Genomic DNA, 22,713 nt, shown 5'->3' with positions numbered 1-22,713 from the left:
ATGACGGTGTTCGGCTTCCACGCGTCCCACGAGCAGATCCACCCGGCCAAGTTGCTGGAGGCGGTGATCCACGCCGAGCGGGCGGGCTTCGACGCGGCCATGTCCTCGGACCACTTCTCCCCGTGGAGCGCCCGGCAGGGCCAGTCCGGGTTCGCCTGGTCCTGGCTCGGCGCCGCCCTCCAGGCCACGAACCTGCCCTTCGGCGTGGTCAACGCCCCCGGCCAGCGGTACCACCCGGCGATCATCGCGCAGGCGATCGGCACCCTCGGGGCGATGTACCCGGGTCGGTTCTGGGCGGCCCTGGGCACCGGCGAGGCCAGCAACGAGCACATCACGGGGGACACCTGGCCGCGCAAGGACGTCCGCACCGCCCGGCTGCGTGAGTGCGTCGACGTGATCCGGGCGCTGCTGGCCGGCGAGGAGGTCAGCCACGACGGCCTCGTCACGGTCGACCGGGCGAAGCTGTGGACCCGGCCCGAGCAGCCGCCGGCGCTGATCGGCGCGGCGGTCAGCGTGGCCACCGCCCGCTGGTGCGCCGAATGGGCCGACGGGCTGATCACCGTCAACGCCCCCACCGGTCACCTGCGACAGATGATCGACGCCTACCGGGACGCGGGCGGTCGGGGGCCGCTGCACCTCCAGGTGCACGTGAGCTGGGCGCCCGACCAGGCCGAGGCCGAGGCCCTCGCGTACGACCAGTGGCGCAGCAACGTGTTCGCTCCGCCGATCTGCTGGGACCTGGACACGGCCGAACACTTCGACGCCGTCTCCGCCGACGTGCCGCTGGAGAAGGTGACCTCGACGGTCAACGTCTCCGCCGACCTCGGCCGGCACGTCGGGTGGCTCCAGGAGTACCTGGAGCTGGGCTTCGACCAGATCGCCCTGCACCACGTCGGGCAGGAGCAGCGGGCCTTCATCGACACCTTCGGCGCCGAGGTGCTGCCGAAACTGCGGGCGGCGTGATCCGTCCGGACGGGGTCGCGGCCTAGGCTCGTACCCCATGGAGTCACTGTTCGAGGTCGTCGTCTTCCTCGCGATCGCGACGCTCGGCGCGGCGTTGGCCCGCAGGCTCGGCCTGCTGGCGCCGATCCTGCTGGTGGTCGTCGGCCTCGTGCTCTCCTTCGTGCCCGGCTTCCCCCAGGTCCGGCTCGACCCGGATCTGGTCCTGGTGGGCATCCTGCCGCCGCTGCTGTACGTGGCGGCGCTGGAGACGTCGGTGCCGGCGTTCCGGCTCAACCTGCGGCCGATCCTGCTGCTCGCCGTCGGCCTGGTGATCTTCACGGCGTTCGCCGTCGGCCTCGTCGTGCACCTGCTGCTGCCGGCGGTGCCGTTCGCGGTCTGCCTGGCCCTCGGCGCGGTGGTGGCCCCGCCCGACGCGGTGGCCGCCACCGCGATCGCCCGGCGGATCGGGCTGCCGCGCCGGGTGGTGACCATCCTCGAGGGCGAGAGCCTGATCAACGACGCCACGGCGCTGGTGCTGCTGCGGGTGGCCACGATGGCGACGATCGGCACCTCGGTCGGGGTCGGGGACGTGGCCTGGGAGGTGGTGGCGGCCACCGGCGGCGGCATCCTGGTCGGGCTGGCCGGTGTGGTGGTCTTCGGGTTCCTGCACAAGCGGATCAGCGACGCCGTGCTGGACAACGCGCTGTCGCTGATCGTGCCGTTCGCGGTGGTCTTCGCCGCCGAGGCGATCCACGCCTCCGGCGTGGTCGCGGTGGTGGTGACCGGGCTCGGGATCGGGCACCGGATGCCGATGCTGATGTCGGCGGCCTCCCGCCTTCAGATCGGCGCGTTCTGGCGGCTGACCCGGTTCCTGCTGGAAGGGCTGGTCTTCCTGCTCGTCGGCCTGCAACTGCGCGAGGTGGTGCGGGACCTCGACGAGCCGCTCGGCTTCCTGACCGCGATCACCGCGGCGGTGCTGGCGACCGTCGTCCTGGCCCGGTTCGTCTGGATCTTCCCGGCCACGTACCTTGCCCGGCTGGTGCCCCGGGTCCGGCAGCGCGAGACGAGGCCGTCGGCGAAGTTTCCGATCGTCATCGGCTGGGCCGGGATGCGCGGGGTGGTGACCCTCGCCGCCGCGCTGGCCCTGCCACTCACCCTCGCGCAGGACCGCCCCTACCCCCGGCAGCTGTTCATCTGGCTGGCCTTCGCGGTGATCGTGGTGACGCTGGTCGCCCAGGGCGCCACCCTGCCGGCGGTGGCCCGCCGGCTCAGGCTGCCGCCGGACGACCCGATGCAGGACGCGCTCTCCGCGGCCGGCGTCCAGCAGCAGGCCAGCCGGGCCGCCCGGGAGCGGCTCGACGCGCTGGCGGACAGCGCGCCGAAGGCGGTCGTGGACCGGCTGCGCCGAGGGCTGGAGGAGCGCACCAACCTGGCCTGGGAGCGGCTCGGCGGTACCGTTCGGGAAACCCCGTCCCAGGCGTACGGTCGGCTGCGGCAGGAGATGATCGACGCGGAGCGGGAGGTGTTCCGGGCCGCCCGCGACGCCGGCCGGATTCCCGAGGAAGTGCTGGTGCGGGCCTACCGTGACCTGGACCTGGAGGAGTCGTTGCTGCGACAGGAGACCGACTGATGAGCTGCCAGCATCTCACCGAGGCGGGTGCCGTCGAGCCGCTGACCACGGCGGAGTGCCCCGACTGCGTTGCCGTCGGCAACGACGACTGGGTGCACCTGCGGGCGTGCCTGGCCTGTGGGCAGGTCGGCTGCTGCGACTCCTCGCCGTACCAGCACGCCACGAAGCACTTCGAGGCCACCGGGCACCCGGTGATGCGCTCGATCCAGCCGGGGGAGGCGTGGCGCTGGTGCTTCGTCGACGAGGAGATCGGCTGACGCCTCCCGTCATGGGTCGGGTGCTCGTCCTCAACTGCGGCAGCCGTGCGGCGCGGCTCAGCCGTGCGACATGGCTCAGCCGTGCGACATGGCTCAGCCGTGCGACATGGCTCAGCCGTGCGGCGCGGCGCGGGAGGCGAGGGCGCGGCGGGTCAGCGTCGGGGTGAGCAGGCCGACCAGAGCCAGCAGCGCGGCCAGGGCAAGCCAGCCGGGCCACCCGCCGTCGAGCAGCAGCAGGGTCAGCAGGGCCGGCCCGACCGCCCGGGCCAGGCCGGCGAGCAGCCCGTCCGCGCCCTGGTACGCGCCGATCGCATCGGGCGGGGCCAGGTCGTAGGCGAGGCTCGCCCCCGCGGTGCCGTGCCACATGTCGCCGACGGTGAAGACGGCGGTGGCGAGCAGCAGCAGCGCGGTCGCCGGCAGGGCCGGCAGGCCGGCCGTGGCCGCGTACAGCAGCATGGCGGCGGCCAGCACCAGGCCGGCGCGGCGCATCGTCGCGGCGGCCGGGACGGCGGTCGTCGCGCCCCGGCTCAACGGGACCGCGAGCAGCACGGTGAGCACGGTGTTCACCAGCAGCACCGCCGAGACCACGGCCGGCGGCGCGCCGGTGCGGGTCACCGTCCACAGCGGCACCACCAGGGTGAGCGTCACGTAGTGCAGCGAGAGCACCGCCGAGGCGAGGCTCACCGCGAGGAACGGGCCGTCGCGCAGTGCCCGGCCCCGCAGTGCCCGGCCCCGCAGTGCCCGGCCCCGCAGTGCCCGGCCCCGCTGGTGCCGGGATGCCCTGATCCGCCCGGCCGGGGGGAAAGCGGGCAGCCGCAGCAGCAGCGCCGCCGAGAGCAGGTAGGTCGCCGCGTTCCCGACCACCAGCAACTGGTACGCCAGGTGGGTGTCCGCCGCGAGCGCGAACCCGGCCAGCCCGGCGCCGACGGCGATGCCCAGGTTGGCCACCGCCCGCAGGGTGGCGAAGGCGTGCACCCGCCCCTCGGGGCCGCCTACGGCGGCGACCAGCGCGGCCCGTACCGCCAGGTTGCCGGACGCGAGCAGCGCGTCGACCAGGGCGACGGCCAGGAAGACCGGGAACGAGTCGACCAGCAGGTACGCCGTCGCGGCGGCGGCCTGGAGCACCTGGAGGACGGCCCGCAGCGTACGCGGGTCGTGCCGGTCGGCGAGTCCGCCGAGCGGGACGCTGGCGGTCAGCCCGACGAGGCCGGCCACGGTCAGCCCGACGCCCACAGAGGAGGCGCTCAGCCCCACGTCGCGGGTGAGGAAGAGCGCCTGGCCGGTGAGCCAGAGCCCGACGCCGACGGTGTTGGCCAGGGTGGCCCACGCGAGGGTGCGCAGTCGCCCCGGGGGCGGTAGTGGCGACACCGCCGCCCACCACGTCATCCCCCGACCGTAGGGCGGGACGCCGTGCGGCGATGCCCCGCCGGCCGCGACTCCGATCACAGTGGACACCCGACTGGTCGGCCGTTCCCCTCATGATCGTCTTCTTCGTCGGCGAGGACATCGCCCGGCGTCTCGTCTCCGCAATCGTCGGACGATCACGATCCCCCGACACGGCTCGTATGACGCAACCGTTATGCGCCGGATAGACCAAGGCCGATTTATTGTCGACGCACATCGATGGAGGCGGCAGCGCCGCCGTGATCCAGAGGAGTGCGTGTGATCCGACGACACCTGCTGCGCACGGTGGGAGCCGTAGCCGCGGTGGTCCTGTCCGCGGCCGGCATGCTGGCCGCGACCGGCACCAGCGCGTCCGCCGTCCGCACCGTCTACTACGACGCGAGCCGGGCCGGCGAGTTCCGTACCAACTTCGACCAGGCCGCCCAGATCTGGAACGGCAAGGTCAGCACCGTCCGGCTGCTGCCGGCCACCCCGGGCAACATCACCATCTACGTCGACGCCGGCTGGCCCCGGGCGCAGACGACCTCGCTCGGCAACGGCCGGGTGTGGATGGGCTGGCAGGCGGTGAACCAGGGGTACAACCGGACCCGGATCGCCACCCATGAGATCGGCCACATCCTCGGCCTGCCCGACAACCGTACCGGGCTCTGCACCGACCTGATGTCCGGCAGCAGCGCGCCGGTCTCCTGCGCCAACGCGAACCCCAGCGCCGCCGAGGCGTCCCGGGTCAACTCGCTGTTCGCCGGCAGCCTCGCCGCCGGGTCGACCGCCGAGAAGACGTACGTCTGGAACGGCGAGGAGGCCGACGGGGACATCTCGCCGAACGTCGTCGGCGGCGTCACCGCCTCGGAGAACTACTCCTTCCTGGTGTACAGCTCCGGCTGCACCGCCTCGCTGATCAAGGCCAACTGGGTGGTCACCGCGAAGCACTGCCCGACGCCGGCCTCGGTGCGGGTGGGCAGCACCAACCGCACCAGCGGCGGCACCGTCGCCGCGGTGAGCAGGGCGGTCAACCACCCGTCGATCGACGTCAAGCTGTTCCAGCTCGCCAGCTCGGTCAGCCACGCGCCGGCCACGATCCCGACCACCTCGGGAGCGGTGGGCACCGCCACCCGGATCATCGGCTGGGGCCAGACCTGCCCGACGTCCGGCTGCGGCTCCGCGCCGACCGTGGCCCGGGAACTGGACACCTCGATCGTGGCCGACAGCCGGTGCAGCGGCATCAACGCCACGTACGAGATCTGCACCAACAACACCGGCGGCGTCGCCGGCGCCTGCTACGGCGACTCCGGCGGTCCCCAGGTCCGCAAGGTCAACGGCGTGTGGAACCTGATCGGCGCGACCAGCCGGGCAGGCAACAACAACCCCACCTGCGCCACCGGCCCGTCCATCTACGGTGACCTGCCGTCGATCCGCACCTGGATCAACACCCAGGTCGGCGGCCTCCCCGTCGCCTGACCCGCACCGCGCCACCGGTCAGCACCGGGGCGCCCGCTCCTGCCGGGAGCGGGCGCCCCACCGCATGCACGGCGAAAACCCGTTGTCGCCGCCGGGGGCGGTGCTGGGGTGTCGGGCATGGATACGGTGCGGGCCGCGACGGCGGGGGAACTGGTTGCGCTCCAGCGGATCGAGGTGGCCTCGGGGGATACGCGCGCTGCCGACACCATCGGCCCTGCCGGGTCGGCCTTTGCCGGGTCGGCCTGCCCTGCGTTGGTCCCTATGGAGCTGCCCCGTTTGTGCTGTCGATGGAGCGGGAGCGTGGACGGGGCAGCTCCATAGGGGCCGAAGGGCAGGTTCCCCGGCCGGGGGGGCATTCGTCAGGCCGCCGCCCGACTGTCCGCTGTGCGGGGCGGCGTAGCGGCGACCTCCCGGGGCATGTGCGGGAGAAAGGACATAACGCAGGACCGGCCAGACCGAGGCCCTAACCAGGGCCTCGGGTCACCCCCCACCCGCCGCTTCCGAGAGCCGCCGCGCCGAATGATCCGCGCAAATACACGGAATTCGTGGCCCTGCAGGGCGGAAAGGCCACTAATTCCGTGAACTTGCGCGGACCGGCGCCTGCGCCGACGAAGGCTGGCAGTTCTCCGTATCCGGGGCACCGTCGCCGTACTGGACGCCTTTACCGCAGCCGCCGACTTCCGCAGCCGTCCGCCAGCATCCGCACGGCGACCCTGGTTGGCCACTGTGAAGCGCAATGTACGAGCCTCTTCCAGTTCTCGGAGCGGGCCGGGCCGGCGCGGCGGTCGCGCCGCGCCGGCCCGGGGTGGGGTGGGTCAGGACAGGGTGCAGGGGGAGCCGTTGACCGTTACCAGGCCGGGGGCGGGGTTGGCGCCGCCGGCGGTGGTCGCGTTGAAGCCGAACATCGCGGTGGCGCCCGGGGCGATCCGGGCGTTGTACGACTCGTTCTTCGCGGTCACCGTGGCCCCGGACTGGGTCACCCTCGCCATCCACGCCTCGCGCACCCGCTGGTCGCCGGTGAACGCGAACCGGGCGGTCCAGCCGTTCACCGCGGCGGGGCCCGTGTTACGGATGGTCACCTGGGCGGTGAACCCGGTGCCGCCGGACCAGGCGCCGTGGTTGGTGTACGACACGGCGCAGGTCGGGGCCGGCACGGCCGCCGCGTCGTCCTGGTCGGCGAGGAACGAGGCCAGCCAGGCCAGCGCCGAGTTCCAGTTGATCGCCACCTCGTTCGTCGAGTACGAGTTGATGTCGTCGATGTAGCAGAACTGCGGCTCGCAGCCGGCCAGCAGGTTCGCCGAGAACGGGTCCTGGAGGGCGGCGTTCGCGCCACCGGCCAGCGAGCCGGCCGGCGGGTTCGGCAGGGTCGGGTCGAACTGGTTGCCGAACATCCGGCTGTGCTGGTTCCGCGCGGCGTGCTCGCCCCACCCGGTCACGTACGAGATGTTGAGCGCGTTTCGGCCGAACAGGTAGTCCGCCGCCTGCACCGCCCCGTCCCGGTACTTCGCGTCCCGGGTCAGGTCGAAGGCGGTGCCCAGCACGACCGCGTTGTTGGCGATGTTGCCGTTGCCGCCCCAGAAGTAGCTGGCCGCGTCGCCGGGCATCGGCAGCCCGTACGCCTGGCCGCGCAGGATCTCCAGGTAGCGGTCGGCGGCGGCGGTCACCGAGGCGCGCACCCGGTTCCGGTCGGCGGTGGGCAGGCCGCTCGGCACGGTGGCCAGGTCGAGCCGGCCCAGCGCGGCGACGCCCTGCCAGCCGAAGCCCTGGTCGCCGAAGACCGCGCCGGTGTGGTGCCTGGAGGCGGTCACGTCGGTCAGGTACGTCGGCTGGCCGGTGGTCAGGTACAGCTCCGCAGCGGCCCAGTAGAACTCGTCGCTGACGTCGGTGTCGTCGTACGCGCCGCCGCCGGTGGAGTCGGCCGGGCTGGCGTACACCGCCGGGTGGGCCCTGGCCGCCGCGTACGCGGTCCTCGCGGCGGTGCCGCAGCGGGTGGCGAACGCCGCGTCGTACGGGGCGAACAGCCGGGCGCACTGGGCGGCGACGGCGGCCAGGTTGAGGGTGGCGGCCGTGGACGGCGGGTGCAGTTCGCGCGGCTGTGGGTCGGCGGCCGGGTCGAGCGGCAGGCCGGTCCAGTTCCTGTCGTGGATCTTGTGGTGGGCCATCCCGGCCAGCGGCTTGCCGGCCGGCACCTGCATGCGCAGCAGGAACTCCAACTCCCAGCGGGCCTCGTCGAGGACGTCCGGCACGCCGTTGCCGCGCTCGGGCACCCGCAGCGAACCGTCGGCCAGACCCGCGCCGGCGTCGGCCGTGGCCGCCGTCTTGGTCCGCTCGAAGGTGTTCAGGAGCTGGTAGGTGGCTATGCCGCCGTTGACCACGTACTTGCCGTGGTCGCCCGCGTCGTACCAGCCGCCGCGCACGTCGAGGGAGTAGTCACAGACCCCCGGCTGGCAGGGCACGCTGGTGTCGCCCTGGTTGGGGGCGACGCCGAGGTGGCCGGCGGGGCGGGCGTACTCGTCGCCGACCAGGTCGCCGTCGATGGCGATGCCGCTGCGCTGGACGTAGAAGAACTGGAGGGCGTCGGCGCGCAGCTTGTCGTAGAGCGTGCCGGAGATGTCGAACGGGTGGCTGGTCTCGCCGTCGGCGACCAGGGTGTAGCCGGTGCCCGGGGTGCGGTAGGCGGAGAATTCGACCGTCTGCACGTTCTGGCCGGACGCCTCGTCGACCCCGCGCGGGGTGCTTCGCCCGCCGGCCACCACGACGCCGGAGGCGGAGCGGAGCTGCCAGTCGAGGGGGCCGGTGGCCTCGGTGACCACGGTGGCGTTCTTGGGGCCGCCGGGCAGGTAGCCGACCTGGTTCACCCGTACCCGGGGGCCGGTGTCCGGCTCGTACGGCTCGGGCGGCTCGCCGCCGCGTAGCGAGACGTTGTCCAGGCAGACCGTCTGCTCGGCGGCGGCACCGCCGACCTGGAAGATGAGCTGCGCGCCCGGGTTGTCCTCGCCGGCGGTGAAGGTCTTGGTGAAGTGCTGGCTGCCGCTGGTGGCGGCGGCGTCCACACTGGCGTACTGCGTGTAGGGGGCGGCGCCGAGCTGGAGGACGGCCTTGACGTTCGCCCCGGGGGTGGCGGAGATGTCGAAGGCCAACTCGTACTCGGCGCCGGCTTTCAGCGGCACGGCGTCCTGGCCGATGCCGGCGTCCCAGGGGTTGGCCAGCCCGCCGGGGACGGTGGCGCAGAGCCGGCCGTCGGTGACGCCGAGCGGGCCGGTGCCGTAGGAGAACCAGGGGGCGACGCCCGCGCCGAAGTCGCCGTTCTTCAGCTGCTCGGGGGCGTCCGGTGGGACCTCGGCGTGGGCCGTGCCGGCGGTGGTGCCGGTGAGGGCCAGGGTGGTCGCCGCGGCGAGTGCCGCGAGGCGGCGTCGGTGGCGTCGGGGTGGCGTCACGGGGGTTCCTTCCGGGGGACGGGCTGCGCCGGCTCTGGGAGCGCTCCCAGTATCGCTCCGATATTTCCAGCGGGTGTCCGCCGTGTCAATTGAGGATGCTGAATAAACTGGACCCGTTCACACCCCTGGTCCGGTCCGCCACGTGAGATTCGCCGCGCCACGCGACGTCGTGGCGATCTCCTAGAGACAACTGCGCCCTCCAACTGGCAGGCTGCCTCCCATGACCCTGAAGCTGCGTTCCGTAGGGGTGAGTGACCGCGGGCTGATTCGCAGCGGCAACCAGGACGCCCTGCACTCCGGCACCTGGCTCGTCGCCGTCGCCGACGGCATGGGCGGGATGGCAGCCGGCGACCTGGCCAGCCGGATCGCGATCGACGCGATCGGGCCGCTGGACCTGGCGACCCCGGAGGACGCCCTGGTCGCCGCCCTGCAGAGCGGGATCGAGCTGGCGACCGCGGGGATCCGCGAGGCGGTGCGGGAGGACCCGGAGCGGCAGGGCATGGGCACCACCCTGACCGCCCTGCTCTTCGCCCGAACCGGAAGCTGCCTCGCCCTTGCCCACGTCGGGGACTCCCGCGCCTACCTCTACCGGGAGGGGGTGCTCAAGCAGATCACCCGGGACGACACCTTCGTGCAGATGCTCGTCGACCAGGGCGTGATCACCGCCGACCAGGCCGCGAGCCATCCCCGCCGGGCCGTGGTCACCCAGGCGTTGCAGGGCGAGCAGGTCTCCCCGGCGTACGCGACGATGGTGCCCCGGGCCGGCGACCGGTGGCTGCTGTGCAGCGACGGGTTGTCCAACGTGGTCCGCCCGGACACCCTCGCCGAGGTGCTCGGCGCCCACCCGGACCGGGACGGGTGCGCCCGGCGGCTGATCGATCTGGCGTTACACGCCGGCGGCCCCGACAACATCACCGTCGTCGTCGCCGACGTGGTCGACGAGGACTGACCCGGGTGCGGCGGCTCAGCGGCGGCGCGGGGCGGCCCGGCGGGTGGGCTCGGCCGTGGTCGGGTCCTCCGGCCAGGGGTGCCGGGGGTAGCGCCCGCGCAGCTCGGCACGGACCTGCGGATAGCCGGTACGCCAGAACGACGCCAGGTCCGCGGTGACCGCCACCGGCCGGCCGGCGGGGGAGAGCAGGTGCAGCAGCACCGGCACCCGACCGTCGGCGATCCGGGGCGCCTCGGCCCAGCCGAAGGTCTCCTGGAGCTTCACCGCCAGGACCGGGGCGGCCGGGTCGGCGTAGTCCACCCGGACCCGGGAGCCGCTGGGCACGGCGAGCCGCTCCGGGGCCAGCTCGTCGAGCCGGGCGGCCTGCTTCCAGGGCAGCAGCCTACGCAGGGCGGCGGTCACGTCGACCCGGGCCAGGTCGGCCCGGCGTCGGGCGGCGGCCAGCTCCGGGCCGAGCCAGGCTTCCACCCCGGCGAGCAGCGCCTCGTCGCCCACGTCCGGCCAGTCCGGGCCGAGGGCATGCCGGCAGAACGCCATCCGCTCGCGCAGCGCCCGCGCGGCCGGAGTCCAGGTCAGCAGCGTCAGGCCGCCGCGGCGCAGCCCGTCGCGCAGCGCCGCGGCCACCAGCGCCGGCTCCGGCCGGACCAGCGCCCGGGCGACCAGCTCGATCGCGCCGAGCCGGACCACCTCCCGGGCCACCACGTCGCCGCCGGACCAGGTCACCTCCCGCGCGGAACGTAGCAGCGGGCCGCCGGCCTCGCGGGCGGTCGCCTCGTCCAGGCCGGTGGCCAGCCGGACCCGGGCGGTCGGCGCGCCGGGGGAGCGATCGGCCACCGCGATGGCCAGCCACGTCGCGCCGGCCAGCCCCGAGCCCGGCGCCAGCTCCGCCTCGGTTCCGCCCGCCATCAGGTACGCCGACCCGCCGGCCCGGCGCACCCGGGCCAGCCGCTCCGGGTACGCCAGCCCGACCAGCAGCCCGGCGGCGAGATCGTCGGGCAGCCGGCCCTCCCCACGTTCCCGGGCGGACGCGCGGCCGTCCTTCCCGGGGGGCAGGGCGGTGCGGAGCCGGCGTACCTCGGCACGCCAGCGGGCCGTGGCACCCGGGTCGGCACCCGAGCGCAGCCGGCGCCACCCGGCGGTCAGGTCGTCGCCCGGCCCGGCGGCGGTGTCCTCGGCGAGCAGCGCCACCACCTCGGCGGCCCGGTCGGCACCGACCACCGCTGCTCCGTCCAGCAGGGCCCGGGCCAGCCGGGGATGCGCCCCCGCGCCGGCGATCGCCCGCCCCCGGGCGGTGATCCGGCCGGCCGCGTCCAGCGCGCCGAGGGTGGTCAGGGTCTCCCGGGCGACCGTCATCGCGGCGGCCGGCGGGGGGTCGGGCAGGGCCAGTCCGCTGCCGTCCGGCTCGCCCCAGGCGGCCAGCTCCAGGGCGAACCCGGTGAGGTCGGCGGTGGCGATCTCCGGCTCCGGCTGCGCGGCGAGCCGGGCATGGGTGGCCTCCGACCAGCACCGGTACACGTGCCCGGGGGCCTCCCGGCCGGCCCGGCCGGCCCGCTGGGTGGCGGCGGCCCGGGACACCGGCACCGTGACCAGCGCGCCCAGCCCTCGGGCCAGGTCCACCCGGGGCACCCGGGCGAGCCCGGCGTCGACCACCGTCCGGACCCCGGGGACGGTGAGGCTGCTCTCCGCCACGGCGGTGGCCAGCACCACCCGTCGCCGATCGGCGGGACGCAGCGCGGCGTCCTGCTCCGCCCCGCGCAGCCGGCCGTGCAGCGGCAGCAGGGCGACGGAGCCACGCAGGTCGGCCAGTCGGCGGGTCACGGCCGCGATCTCGCCCACCCCGGGCAGGAAGACCAGCACGTCCCCGTCCCGCTCGGCCAGGGCCCGGCGTACGGTCGCCGCGACGTGGTCCAGCAGCGCCGGGTCGACGCGGCCGGCCCCGGAAGGGGTGACCGGCCGGGGCGGCGGGGCCCAGACCCGGGTCACCGGGTGCAGGGCCGAGGCGGCCCGGACCACCGGGGCCGGCGTGCCGTCGGCACCGAGTAGCTCGGCGAACCGGTCCGCGTCCGGGGTGGCCGACATGGCGGCCAGCCACAGGTCGGGGCGCAGTGTCGCCCGCGCCTGGACGGTGAACGCCAGCGCCAGGTCGGCGTCGAGCTGCCGCTCGTGGCACTCGTCCAGCAGCACCGCGCCGACCCCGGGCAGCTCCGGGTCATGGTGCAGCCGGCGTACCAGCAGGCCGGTGGTGACCACCTCGACCCGGGTGGCGGGGCCGACCCGGCGCTCGCCGCGCACCGCGTACCCGATCCGGTCGCCGACCCGCTCGCCGAGCAGGGCGGCCATCCGGTGCGCCGCCGCGCGGGCGGCCACCCGGCGGGGCTGGGCGATCACCACCCGGCCGGCGACCGCCCCGGCCACGGCCAGCGGGGCGAGGGTGGTCTTCCCGGTGCCCGGGGGCGCCACGAGGACCGCGCCGCCGGCCGCGCGCAGCGCGTCGAGCAGCGCCGGCAGCACGGGCCGGACCGGCAGGTCGAGGGGTACGTCGTCGAGCACCTACCTACTGTCGCACCGACGGCGCGGGCGTCCGTCGGGGCGTACCGCGTCGAGGCCGGCGGGTGGGTGCGCCGCGTGGCGCTCTCGATCAAGGCCTCGGCGTCGTCCCCGGCGACCCGGTGGAGCGCCGGCGCGGCGCGGACGATCGGGTCGGCGGTCACCCTCCGAGTCGGTCCCGACAAGATCCGCAGGTCGCATGTGCACGGAGTGCAACTGCCAAGACCGGGAGTTGCGTTGCAAACAGAGGGCGTGCATCCTTTCACCCGGCGTTGATCTGTTGTGGACAATCCGTTCGGGAGGCTCGTTTGCTCACCGCCGACGAGTTCTATCTGATCGCCCACAACGACAGCCGGGGCCGGGCGAAGCTGCACCCCAGCGCGGTGGGCATCTGCCTGGCGGCCGGTCTCCTCGGCGAGCTGGTCCTGTCCGGCCGGATCACCGTCAGCGCCGGCAACGTGACGGTGATGGACCGCCGCCCGCCGGCCGACGCCTTGGCGCACACCGTTCTGGACCAGCTGATCGGCGAGTCCCAGCACCAGGCGGTCCGCACCTGGCTGAGCTTCCTCGGGCAGTCCGCGGCAACGTCGGTGGCGGAGCGGCTGGCCCGGGCCGGGGTGCTGCACCGGCAGGAGAACCGCCGTCTGCTGCGCACCACCATCGGCTACGTACCGATCGACCTGAACGCGGTGGCCTGGCCGGCCACCCGGCTGCGGGCCCTGCTGGACCGGCCGGAGCCGCCGGCCGTGCCGGACGCGCTGCTCTTCGGCCTGGTTTCGGCCGCCGGGCTCACCCGCGAGGTGCTGTGGAGCGCGAACCCCCGCGCCCACCACCGGCTCGGCGTCCTCATCCCCGCGTTGCCCCCGCCGCTGAAGGAGCTCGTCGCGCACGCCGAGGCCGCCGTGGGCGCGTCGGTGCTGCGCGGCATGCCCTGACCGGCCGGGCCCTCACCCCTCCCTGGAACCGGAGCACCCCAATGTCCCCAACAGCGACCGTCCAACGACCGAGCAACGTCTCCGACGCGTTGGCCCGCGGTCGGCTCGGTGTGCCGTCGGTGATCTTCTTCGTGCTGTCCGCGGCCGCCCCGCTGACCGTGGTGGCCGGCGTGGTCACCACCGGGTACGCCGTCACCGGCGTCACCGGCATGCCGCTGGCCTTCCTGGTGGTCGGGGCGGTGCTCGCCCTGTTCTCCGTCGGCTACGTGGCGATGGCCCGCCGGGTGGAGAACGCCGGTGCGTTCTACGCGTACGTCTCCCGGGGGCTGGGCCGGCCGGCCGGCGTCGGCGCGGCCTGGATCGCCATGATGTCGTACAACGCCCTCCAGGTCGGGCTGTACGGCGCGATCGGAGCGGCGGCCTCCCCGGTGCTGCAACGGCTCTTCGACGTCGATCCGGCCTGGTGGGTGGTGGCGCTGGCCGCCTGGGCCATGGTCGCCGTGCTCGGCCTGCTCCGGATCGACGTCAACGGCATGGTGCTCGCGGTGCTGCTGGTCGCCGAGATCGTGGTGATCCTCGTGTTCGACCTGGGGCAGCTCAGCCACCCGGCGGGCGGCTCGGCCAGCTTCGCCGCCCTCTCCCCGGAGAGCCTGTTCGTCCCGGGCGCGGGCGCGCTGCTGGTGATCGCCGCGACCGGCTTCGTCGGCTTCGAGTCCGCGGTGGTGTTCAGCGAGGAGAGCAAGGACCCGAAGCGCACCGTCCCGAGGGCCACCTACCTGTCGGTGGCCGTCATCGCCGGGATCTACGCCCTGTCGTCGTGGACCATGACCGTGGCCACCGGCCCGGACCAGGTCTCCGCGCAGGCCGGCGAGCAGAGCGTCGAGCTGATCTTCAACCTGGCCGGGGCGCACCTCGGCGACACCGCCGTCGCCATCGGCCAGGCGCTGTTCATGACCTCCGTCCTGGCCGCGATGATCTCGTTCCACAACACCACCGCCCGGTACATCTTCGCGCTCGGCCGGGAGCGGGTGCTGCCGGAGGCGTTCGGGCGGACCTCGCCGCGCACCGGGTCGCCCCGGGTGGCCTCGCTCGCGCAGAGCGTCCTCGGCCTGCTGGTGATCCTGCTGTACGCGATCAACGGCTGGGACCCGGTGCGCCAGCTCTTCTACTACACCGGCGTCGGCGGCGGCTTCGGCGTGCTGCTGCTGATCGCCACCACCTCCATCGCGGTGATGGTGTACTTCGCCCGCACCCGCGTCGAGGAGAGCCTGTGGCGGCGGTTGATCGCCCCCGGGCTGGCCGCCGTGGCGCTGGTCGCCATCATCGTCGTGGCGTTGGACAACTTCGCTGTCCTGCTCGGCGTGGCGCCCGACTCACCGTTGCGCTGGGCGGTTCCGGCGGCGTTCCCGGTGGTGGCGCTGCTCGGCCTGCACTGGGCGCTGGTGCTGCGTGGCAGACGGCCGGACGCCTACGCCCGGATCGGAATGGGCGCGGAGAGCGCGGCCATGCTGGTCACGCCGGATCCCGCCGGTGAGCAGGCCCCGGTGGGGGCGGGGAGTCGGCGGTGAGCGACGTGCGCGTCGACCGCCTCGGCGCGGCCGGGACCCGGCTGGTGGCCGAGCGGATCGCCCGGGCGTTCCTGGTGCTCCCGGCGACCCGGTGGCTGGTGCCGGACGACTCCGAGCGGGAGGCCGTGCTGGCCGACAACTTCGAGATCCTCGTCGGGCACGCGATGGTGCACGGCCACGTGTACGCCACCGCGGACCGGGCGGCGGTGGCCGTGTGGTTTGCGCAGGTCGGCGACGAGGTCCCGCCGCCGGTGGACTACGACGCCCGGCTGGCCGCCGCCTGCGGGAAGTGGGTCGAGCGGTTCCGGCACCTCGACATGCTGTTCGCCGCCAACCACCCGCACGCCGACCACCACCACCTGGCCTTCCTCGCCGTCGCGCCGGACCGGCAGGGGCAGGGGCTCGGCTCCGCATTGCTGCGGCACCACCATGCCAGGCTGGATGCCGACGGGGTGCCGGGCTACCTGGAGGCGAGCAGCGAGATCGGCCGGGACCTGTACGCCCGGCACGGCTATCGGGCGCGGGAGAGCTTCCGGCTGCCGGACGGCACCCCGTTCTACCCGATGTGGCGGGAGCCGGCGGGGGCCTGACCCGGCGCGGGAAGGGCCGGCACGAGGAAGGCCCGGTCGGCGCATCGCCGACCGGGCCTTCCGGGCTCACCGGTGGTCGGGCCTGCCGACCGGACCACCGGTGGTGCCCCTAGTACGTGCCGTCGAGCTGCCCGCGCAGCTTGGTCAGCGCCCGGGCCAGCAGCCGGGACACGTGCATCTGCGAGACGCCGATCTGATCGGCGATCTGCGACTGGGTCAGGTTGCCGTAGAAGCGCAGGGTGAGGATCTTCTGCTCGCGCTCGTCCAGCGTGGCGAGCGCCGGGCCCAGGGCCACCCGCAGCTCGGCCAGCTCGAACTCGCCGTCCTCGCCGCCGAGCATGTCGCCCAGTTCGGTGGCCCGGTCGCCGTCGCCGGTCGGGGTGGACAGCGACACCGCGTTGTACGCGCGGGCGCCCTCCAGGCCCTCCAGGACCTCTTCCTCGGTGACCTTGAGGTGGGCGGCGATGTCGGCGACCGTCGGGGAGCGACCCAGCGTCTGCAGCAGCGAGCTGTTGGCGTCGGAGATGGCCAGCCGCAGCTCCTGGAGGCGACGCGGCACGCGGATGTCCCAGGTGCGGTCGCGGAAGTGGCGCTTGAGCTCGCCGATGATGGTGGGGATGGCGTAGCCGGCGAAGTCGACGCCGCGGGACGGGTCGAACTTGTCGATGGCCTTGATCAGGCCGATGGCGGCCGTCTGCGCCAGGTCGTCGGTGGGCTCCCCCCGGCCGCTGTAGCGGTGGGCGAGGTGGTTGGCGAGCGGCAGCCAGGCTTCGATCGCCCTGTCCCGCAGTGCGGGGCGCGACGGGTGGTTGGCGGGCAGCGCTGCCATCGCGTTGAGGACGTCGGCCGCGCTGTCGGTGAGCGCTCGCGGGTCCAGCTTCTTGGTGGCGACGGCCGGCGCTGTCTTCGTCTGCTCGCTGATCGTTGGCGCGGTCATTCGGTGGTCCTCCCTGCACCTCGTCCGCGGATAAAGACGTGACGCTGTGGTTTAGATTCAGATCGTCCGTTCGGGACTCACCTTAACCTGATCGGCTCCCTGAAATCTAGCCGAAAGTACGATGTACTTAAGGTATTTCTGGGAACAAACCCCGTGAAAGGTGCGTAGAGACCGGAAGATGTGATCGTGATTACTGGTTCGCTGGCCGATCGGCTAGTCCGGGGGTGGGCCGGACGGCTCGCGCCTCGCAGCCGTCCGGCGGTCACCCCCGCCCTATGGCGAGGGGCGCGCGGCAGGTCGGGGACTGCGCGCGGCTGGCCCGCCCGGTCGCGGTGTCCGATCGGCCGATGTGCACGTGGCTCCCGTCAACACGAAAGCCGACAGACGGGCGTGCCTGTCGGCTTTCCGTCCTTGTCCCGCCCGAGGGGCCGCCCGTAGCGTCGCGGGGAAATCCCCCTTGCCCGGAGGCAGCGTGCTCGACCCCGCCGATCCGCACCTCGTCGTGCACAGCCGGATGATCTATTTGAGCTGGCTGCCGGCGGACCCGGACGTGATCGCCGCCCTGCTGCCGGCAGGTCTGCGCGCCGGGGAGGACCGCCGGGTCTTCATGAACCAGTATGTGGTCGACGACGAGACCCAGACCTCCGGGTTCGGCGCGTACTCGCTGACCTATCTCGGCGTGTCAGTCGCCGGCCTCGACGCCCCGGACCGTCCCCTGGCGGGCGGCTGGTGGACGCATTACCTGTGCTCCAGCCCCCGGGTGCGCGGTTACGCCGCCGCGCGTGGCGCCCCGGTCGCCGCCGGCCGCACCTGGCTGGAGCAACGGGGCGCCACGCTGGTGGCGCAGACCGAGGTCGACGGGGTGCCCCTGATCCGCACCCGGGCCCGGGTCGGCGACACCGGGCACGTCATCCGCAGCGGCCACCACCGCTACCTCACGGGCCGGGGCGATGCCCTGGTCAGCGGCGTCTATCCGTACCTGGCCGAGCCGGTGGCCCCGTTCGAGGTCGAGTCGGTGGACTTCTTCGACCCGGACCACCCGGTCTACCCGCTCCGCCCGGCCAACCCGCTGGTCATCACCGCCGGCTTCTACTCACCGCGAGCGTCGTTCGCGTACCCCGGCGGGGAGAGCGTGCTCGCCCGCAGCCCGGCGGCGACGGTCGGCCGGGCCGGTCACCAGGTGCCGGCCAGCCGGGCCCGCAGCGGCCTGCCGTCCGGGTCGTAGACCAGCCGGTACGCGGGCAGCGCCCACGCCCGGGTGTACCAGGGCAGCCGCTCCGGGCGGTGCGGGCGCAGCCGGCCCGGCGGCCGGGGACCGACCCGCCCCGAGTCGTGCCACAGTTGTAGCGCGTCGGCCGTGGCCACCATCGTCTCGACCGCCGACCCCGGGTCCAGCAGGCCGTCGTCCGAGCCGCCGTCCGGGTCCCGGTCCAGGTGCTCGCGCCACAGCCGCAGCCGCAGCTCCCGGGCGAACAGCCGGGCCCCGTCGCCGAGGCCGCCCGGGTCCAGCGGGGCCCGCTCGTCCCGGGTGTCGTCGAGCACCGCGCAGGAGAGCTCGCTGTCGTGGGTCCACGAGCGGCGGTTGAAGTTGTCGCTGCCCACGCTGGCCCACGCGTCGTCGACCACGCACACCTTGGCGTGCACGTACACCGGGTCGCCCGCGTGGTTCTCCACGTCGAAGACGTGCACCCGGCCCGGGGCCGCCCTGCCGCACAGCGACAGCGCCTGCTCCCGGCCGACCATGTTCGGCGGCAGTGCGAACCGGCCGTCCACGTCGGGGTGCCGCGGGACGACGGCCACCAGGTGCAGGTCGGGGTTGTCGCGCAGCGCCCGGGCGAACAGGTCGGCCACCTCGGTCGACCAGAGGTACTGGTCCTCCAGGTAGATCAGCCGGCGGGCCCGACGTACGGCCTTGGTGTAGCCGCGCGCCACCGTGCGCTCGCCGTCGGGGGCGAAGGAGTAGCGCGGGCGTACCGCCGGGTAGGTGCGCAGCACCTGGATCCGGTGCGGGCCGCACGGCTGAGGGTCGGCCGGCTTCTCGGGCAGCGGGTCCGGGCTCAGGTCCGAGCCGCGCAGCCGGTCCCGCAGGTACGCCAGCGGGTTCTCCGAGTCCAGCGGCATCGGGTCGGTCCACCGTTCCCGGAAGACCGTGTCCAGCGCGCCGACCACCGGCCCGCGCAGGGCGAGCTGCACGTCGTGCCAGGGCGGGGTGTCGCCGTACCGGGGGGACATCCCGACCGCCTGCGGGTCGCCGTGGTGCTCGGCGTCGTCCCGGCGGCTGTGGCACAGGTCGATCCCGCCGGCGAAGGCGACATCCCGCTCGGGGGCGGCGGGATGGCGCAGCACCACCAGTTTCTGGTGGTGCGAGCCGCCGCGGCGGACCCGCTGGTCGAGCAGCACCTCTCCGCCGGCCGCGCAGATCGTCTCGCTGAGGCTGCGGTTCTCGGCCTCGCTGAACGACAACGAGTCCAGGTGCGAGCGCCAGAGCAGGCCCTTGACCACCACGCCGCGCTGGGCGGCACGGCTGAAGAGCTGGGCCACGGTCGGCCCGTCAGGGCGCATCCGCTCGTCGGGGTCGCCGCGCCAGTCGGTGAAGAAGAGGTGGTCGCCCTCCTGGAGCGCCTCCACCTCGCTGACCAGCCGGTCGAAGTAGGCCGCGCCGTGAATCAGCGGCTCGGCGAGGTTTCCGGTCGTCCAGACGGGTAACTCGGAGGCTGGGTTGGCGCGTTCCTGCGCGGTGAGGAACCAGTCCCGCATCGGCACGCTCCATCCTCCCGAGGTCGACAACGTCCTCACGGTAGGCCGCCCGCGCCGGGTCTGCACGCCCGGCGGGCACCCCCGGTGACCTGGCCGACGTTTCCCGCGCGACGCCCGACGACCCTGACCGAACACCGAGGAGGCCACACGATGCCCGCCGAGACGACCGACGCCGTGACCGAGGACCGCGAACAGCCGGTGGAGAGTGAACGCGGGGCCCTGGTGGCCGTGTTGGTGATGGTGCTGCTGGGGGTGGCGGGGATCTTCGCGGTCTCCTGAACCCGCCGGCGGGCGCCACCGGGGCACCCGGTGACGCCCGTCACGTCCGCGGTCAGGGGCGGTCGCCCTGGCCGCCGGTGTGCGGCAGCCGTTCGGCCGGGACCACCCCGAGCCGGCCGGCCTGGAAGTCCTCGAACGCCTGGATCAGCTCGTCCCGGGTGTTCATCACGAACGGGCCGTAGTGCGCCACGGGCTCCCGGATCGGCTGCCCGCCCATCACGTAGAGCTCCAGGGCGGGGGTGTTCGAGTCCTGCCTCGCGTCGGCGGTGACCCGCAGCGCGTCGCCCGGACCGTGGGTGGCGAGCTGGCCGGTGTGGAAGGGCCGGCGGTCGGTGCCTACCGTGCCGCGCCCGGCGAGCACGTAGACCAGCGCGTTGAAGTCCGGCTGCCAGGGCAGGCTCAGCTCGGCGCCGGGCTGCACCGTCACGTGGGCGATGCTGATCGGGGTGTGGGTCGAGCCCGGCCCCCGGTGCCCGGCCACCTCGCCGGAGATGACCCGGATCAGCGCGCCGCCGTCCGGGGTGGTGAGCAGCGCCGACTCCCGGCCGCGGATGTCCTGGTACCGCGGCGGCATCATCTTCGCCACCCTCGGCAGGTTCACCCAGAGCTGGAGGCCGTGGAAGAGGCCCCCGCTGGCCACCAGCTGCTCCGGCGGCGCCTCGATGTGCAGCAGGCCGCTGCCGGCCGTCATCCACTGGGTGTCGCCGTCGGTGATGGTGCCGCCGCCGCCCTGCGAGTCCTGGTGGTCCATGATCCCGTCGATCATGTAGGTCACCGTCTCGAAGCCGCGGTGCGGGTGCCACGAGGTGCCCTTCGGCTCGCCCGGCGCATAGTCCACCTCGCCCATCTGGTCGAGGTGCAGGAACGGGTCCAGCTCGTGCGTCGGCACCCCGGCGAAGGCCCGGCGGACGGGGAAGCCCTCGCCCTCGTGCCCGCTGGGGGCGGTGGTCAGCCGGCGGACCGGCCGGTAAGCGGTGGTCTCGTCGAGCCGGGGCAGGCGGGGCAGGACGAGGACGTCGTCGACGGTGATGGCGGGCATCTCGAACTCCTTATTCGCTCAGGGTGGACGAGTCGTCGCGGTCGGCGCGCAGGCGCCGGCCGAGGCGTTCGAAGACCCGGTTCAGGCAGGCGATCTCGGCGTCGTCGAGGTCGTCCATCAGGTGGGTGCGGGCGGAGCGCAGGTGGTGCGGCGCGGCCTCGCGCAGCGCCAGCAGCCCGGCGGCGGTGAGCACCGCCTCGCTGCCGCGCCGGTCCGCGGGGCAGGCCTCCCTGGCCACCAGGCCGCGCTTCTGCATGGAGGAGATCTGGTACGTCAACCGGCTGGGTGAGAAGACCAACCGGCCGGCCAGCTCACCCATCCGCAGCCGCTGCCCCGGCGCCTCGGAGAGCAGGACCAGCACGTGGTAGTCGGCGAAGCTCAGCTCACTGTCGGCCCGCAGGTCGTCCTCGAGTTGGGTGAACAGCCGCTGGCTCGCCTCGATGTAGGCACGCCAGCAGGCCATCCGCTCGCCGTCCAGGCTCTCCGTCATGCCAGAACAGTAGCACTCTTTCAAAATTTAACAACTGACTCTGCGCTGCCTCAGAGGCGTGGGCATGTGGGTGAGGCTGTGAAGCTTCGGATTTGAAGAGTCGCGGCCGGGGAAACCTCCGGGTGGCCGGCCCGGCGGCGTGTCAGACTGCCCCGTGGACCACGTCGTACTCGCCGCCCCCGGCCTGCTGCTGCGCCCCTGGCGGGCGGCCGACGCCCCCGACGTGCTGGCCGCCCTGGGTGACCCGGAGGTGGCGACGTGGAACCCGCAGGGCGACATGGACGAGGCGCGGGCGCGCGACTGGGTGCGCCGGCGGGCGGACTGGTCGAGCGGCGAGCACATGTCCCTCGCGGTGGCCGACCCGGGCGACGCCGAACTGCTCGGGGCGGTGTCGCTGCACCGGATCGGCGGCGGCAACGCCAGCATCGGCTACTGGACCGTCCCCGCCGCCCGGGGGCGGGGCGTCGCCACGGGCTCGGTCCGGCGGCTCACCACCTGGGCCTTCGCGGCGCTGGGCCTGCACCGCATCGAGCTCTGTCACGCCATGCCGAACGTGGCGTCCTGCCGGGTGGCCGGCCGGGCGGGCTACCTCGTCGAGGGCACGCTGCGCGAGTCGTACCGCTACGGCGACGGTCGCCGCCACGACGAACACCTGCACGCGCGCCTCGCCACCGACCCGGACTAGCTTGATGCCGTGGGCGTCGCACCTTGATCGTCTGCTGATTTTCGAGACGACCCGCCGGGCGAGTTCTCCATAATCAGCAGACGATCATGGAGAGCCGCCCCGGACCGGGCGAGGTGAGGCCACCCGTCACCTGCCGTGATGCCTTACCCGGCGAGGGGTTCGGGCGGAGCGCCGGCCGACAGCCCCGGGGCCAGCCCCGGGGCCGTCCGGTGGCGTCGACCTCAGCGGGCCGTCGCCCCCGTCGGCGTCAGGTGCATCCGGCCCAGCAGCTGCCGGGCCTGCTCGGCCTGGTCGGCATCGACGGTGACCGCGTACTGGCTGGCCCGCAGGGAGCTGGCGGACGTGAAGTCCCGCTGCCCACCGGTCATCGCGTGCGCGACCGCGCCGAACACCGCGCCCCAGATCGCGCCGACCACCAGGCCGACCAGGATCACGGCCACCCAGTTACCGGTGGTGAAGATGCCGAAGAGCAGTCCGATGAACAGTCCGAACCAGGCGCCGGTGCCCGCGCCGACCAGGGCCGACCGGCCCGTGGTCATCCGGCCCAGCACCGTCTCGACCAGGGTGAGGTTCGTCCCCACGATCGCGGTGCGCTCCACCGGGAACCGGTTGTCGGCCAGGTAGTCCACCACCCCCTGCGCGGACGGATAGTCCGGGTACGACCCGATCGTCACGGTCGGGGCCCCGGTCGGCGGGCCGTGGCCGTGGCCGCCGGGTGGGGTGGGGTGGCCTGCCGGGCCGGACGGGAGGTTGTTTCCGCCCGACGTTCCGGATTGCAGGGTCGCGGTGGGATTCGAGGGCCTGGTCAT

The 22,713-nt window shown here is 73.9% G+C and carries 19 protein-coding genes and 1 pseudogene; 12 read left to right on the top strand and 8 right to left on the bottom strand.

The window, feature by feature from the left end:
* The 3 genes from ACH4T9_RS26135 to ACH4T9_RS26125 are packed head-to-tail and all read left to right on the top strand — an operon-like array spanning position 1 to position 2,829.
* Positions 1-963, top strand: a complete 963-nt coding sequence (locus ACH4T9_RS26135) for a TIGR03885 family FMN-dependent LLM class oxidoreductase (RefSeq protein WP_396673980.1) — start codon at positions 1-3, stop codon at positions 961-963.
* Positions 964-1,000: 37 nt separating this feature from the next.
* Positions 1,001-2,572, top strand: coding sequence for a Na+/H+ antiporter (locus tag ACH4T9_RS26130; RefSeq protein ID WP_396673979.1), 1,572 nt, complete (start codon positions 1,001-1,003; stop codon positions 2,570-2,572).
* Positions 2,572-2,829, top strand: coding sequence for a UBP-type zinc finger domain-containing protein (locus tag ACH4T9_RS26125; protein WP_396673978.1), 258 nt, complete (start codon positions 2,572-2,574; stop codon positions 2,827-2,829). Before ACH4T9_RS26130 ends, ACH4T9_RS26125 begins: the two co-directional genes overlap by 1 nt.
* Before the next feature lie 111 nt (positions 2,830-2,940).
* On the opposite strand, the gene ACH4T9_RS26120 is transcribed toward ACH4T9_RS26125, so the two are convergent.
* On the bottom strand, positions 2,941-4,215 hold the full coding sequence (locus ACH4T9_RS26120) for an MFS transporter (protein ID WP_396673977.1): 1,275 nt from the start codon (positions 4,213-4,215) through the stop codon (positions 2,941-2,943).
* Between the two features lie 342 nt (positions 4,216-4,557).
* On the opposite strand from ACH4T9_RS26120, the pseudogene ACH4T9_RS26115 reads away from it, so the two are divergent.
* Positions 4,558-4,965 (top strand): annotated as a pseudogene (locus ACH4T9_RS26115) (snapalysin family zinc-dependent metalloprotease); the annotation flags it as partial.
* Positions 4,966-4,968: 3 nt separating this feature from the next.
* On the top strand, positions 4,969-5,691 hold the full coding sequence (locus ACH4T9_RS26110; protein ID WP_396674070.1) for a S1 family peptidase: 723 nt from the start codon (positions 4,969-4,971) through the stop codon (positions 5,689-5,691).
* Positions 5,692-6,506: 815 nt separating this feature from the next.
* Here the strand turns inward: ACH4T9_RS26110 and ACH4T9_RS26105 are convergent.
* Positions 6,507-9,128: a glycoside hydrolase family 9 protein gene (locus ACH4T9_RS26105; RefSeq protein ID WP_396673976.1), complete on the bottom strand. Its 2,622-nt coding sequence runs from the start codon at positions 9,126-9,128 to the stop codon at positions 6,507-6,509.
* Positions 9,129-9,348: 220 nt separating this feature from the next.
* Here ACH4T9_RS26105 and ACH4T9_RS26100 point away from each other — a divergent pair, with 220 nt between their 5' ends.
* Entirely contained in the window at positions 9,349-10,077 is a 729-nt protein-coding gene (locus ACH4T9_RS26100; RefSeq protein WP_396673975.1) for a PP2C family protein-serine/threonine phosphatase, read from the top strand.
* Positions 10,078-10,092: 15 nt separating this feature from the next.
* Here the strand turns inward: ACH4T9_RS26100 and hrpB are convergent, their stop codons facing one another.
* Positions 10,093-12,627 carry an ATP-dependent helicase HrpB gene (gene hrpB, locus ACH4T9_RS26095; protein ID WP_396673974.1) on the bottom strand — a complete coding sequence of 845 codons (2,535 nt, stop codon included), beginning with the start codon at positions 12,625-12,627 and terminating at the stop codon, positions 10,093-10,095.
* 305 nt (positions 12,628-12,932) lie between these two features.
* On the opposite strand from hrpB, the gene ACH4T9_RS26090 reads away from it, so the two are divergent.
* From ACH4T9_RS26090 to ACH4T9_RS26080, 3 genes are read left to right on the top strand one after another with little or no spacing between them, the layout of a single operon-like run.
* A complete protein-coding gene (locus ACH4T9_RS26090) occupies positions 12,933-13,559 on the top strand; it encodes a GPP34 family phosphoprotein (protein WP_396673973.1) in 627 nt (208 codons plus the stop codon).
* A 41-nt stretch (positions 13,560-13,600) separates the two neighbouring features.
* A complete protein-coding gene (locus ACH4T9_RS26085) occupies positions 13,601-15,127 on the top strand; it encodes an APC family permease (protein WP_396673972.1) in 1,527 nt (508 codons plus the stop codon).
* Positions 15,124-15,717, top strand: coding sequence for a GNAT family N-acetyltransferase (locus ACH4T9_RS26080; protein ID WP_396673971.1), 594 nt, complete (start codon positions 15,124-15,126; stop codon positions 15,715-15,717). The genes ACH4T9_RS26085 and ACH4T9_RS26080 overlap by 4 nt, the downstream gene beginning before the upstream one ends.
* A gap of 109 nt (positions 15,718-15,826) precedes the next feature.
* On the opposite strand, the gene ACH4T9_RS26075 is transcribed toward ACH4T9_RS26080, so the two are convergent.
* Complete coding sequence (locus ACH4T9_RS26075; protein WP_396673970.1) at positions 15,827-16,654, bottom strand: SigB/SigF/SigG family RNA polymerase sigma factor; 828 nt, start codon at positions 16,652-16,654, stop codon at positions 15,827-15,829.
* Positions 16,655-17,111: 457 nt separating this feature from the next.
* Here ACH4T9_RS26075 and ACH4T9_RS26070 point away from each other — a divergent pair, with 457 nt between their 5' ends.
* Positions 17,112-17,879: a hypothetical protein gene (locus ACH4T9_RS26070; protein WP_396673969.1), complete on the top strand. Its 768-nt coding sequence runs from the start codon at positions 17,112-17,114 to the stop codon at positions 17,877-17,879.
* On the opposite strand, the gene ACH4T9_RS26065 is transcribed toward ACH4T9_RS26070, so the two are convergent.
* A complete protein-coding gene (locus tag ACH4T9_RS26065) occupies positions 17,828-19,417 on the bottom strand; it encodes a phospholipase D family protein (RefSeq protein WP_396673968.1) in 1,590 nt (529 codons plus the stop codon). The two genes, ACH4T9_RS26070 and ACH4T9_RS26065, sit on opposite strands and share 52 nt — an antisense overlap.
* A 144-nt stretch (positions 19,418-19,561) precedes the next feature.
* Between ACH4T9_RS26065 and ACH4T9_RS26060 the strand changes: the two genes are divergently transcribed.
* Positions 19,562-19,690 (top strand): hypothetical protein, encoded by a 129-nt coding sequence (locus ACH4T9_RS26060; protein WP_396673967.1) that lies wholly within the window; start codon positions 19,562-19,564, stop codon positions 19,688-19,690.
* A gap of 52 nt (positions 19,691-19,742) precedes the next feature.
* Here the strand turns inward: ACH4T9_RS26060 and ACH4T9_RS26055 are convergent, their stop codons facing one another.
* Both ACH4T9_RS26055 and ACH4T9_RS26050 read right to left on the bottom strand, forming a co-directional pair.
* A complete protein-coding gene (locus ACH4T9_RS26055; protein WP_396673966.1) occupies positions 19,743-20,729 on the bottom strand; it encodes a pirin family protein in 987 nt (328 codons plus the stop codon).
* A 10-nt stretch (positions 20,730-20,739) separates the two neighbouring features.
* Positions 20,740-21,219: a MarR family winged helix-turn-helix transcriptional regulator gene (locus ACH4T9_RS26050; RefSeq protein WP_387018878.1), complete on the bottom strand. Its 480-nt coding sequence runs from the start codon at positions 21,217-21,219 to the stop codon at positions 20,740-20,742.
* 154 nt (positions 21,220-21,373) lie between these two features.
* Between ACH4T9_RS26050 and ACH4T9_RS26045 the strand changes: the two genes are divergently transcribed.
* Positions 21,374-21,904 carry a GNAT family N-acetyltransferase gene (locus ACH4T9_RS26045; RefSeq protein WP_396673965.1) on the top strand — a complete coding sequence of 177 codons (531 nt, stop codon included), beginning with the start codon at positions 21,374-21,376 and terminating at the stop codon, positions 21,902-21,904.
* Between the two features lie 221 nt (positions 21,905-22,125).
* Here the strand turns inward: ACH4T9_RS26045 and ACH4T9_RS26040 are convergent, their stop codons facing one another.
* On the bottom strand, positions 22,126-22,713 hold the full coding sequence (locus tag ACH4T9_RS26040; RefSeq protein WP_396673964.1) for a general stress protein: 588 nt from the start codon (positions 22,711-22,713) through the stop codon (positions 22,126-22,128).

Origin of the sequence: Micromonospora sp. NPDC020750, from assembly GCF_044334565.1 — a bacterium.
In the GTDB taxonomy this organism is placed as follows: domain Bacteria; phylum Actinomycetota; class Actinomycetes; order Mycobacteriales; family Micromonosporaceae; genus Micromonospora.
The sequence above is the reverse complement of the archived record's forward strand: the minus strand, read 5'-3'. Positions and strand labels throughout refer to the sequence as shown.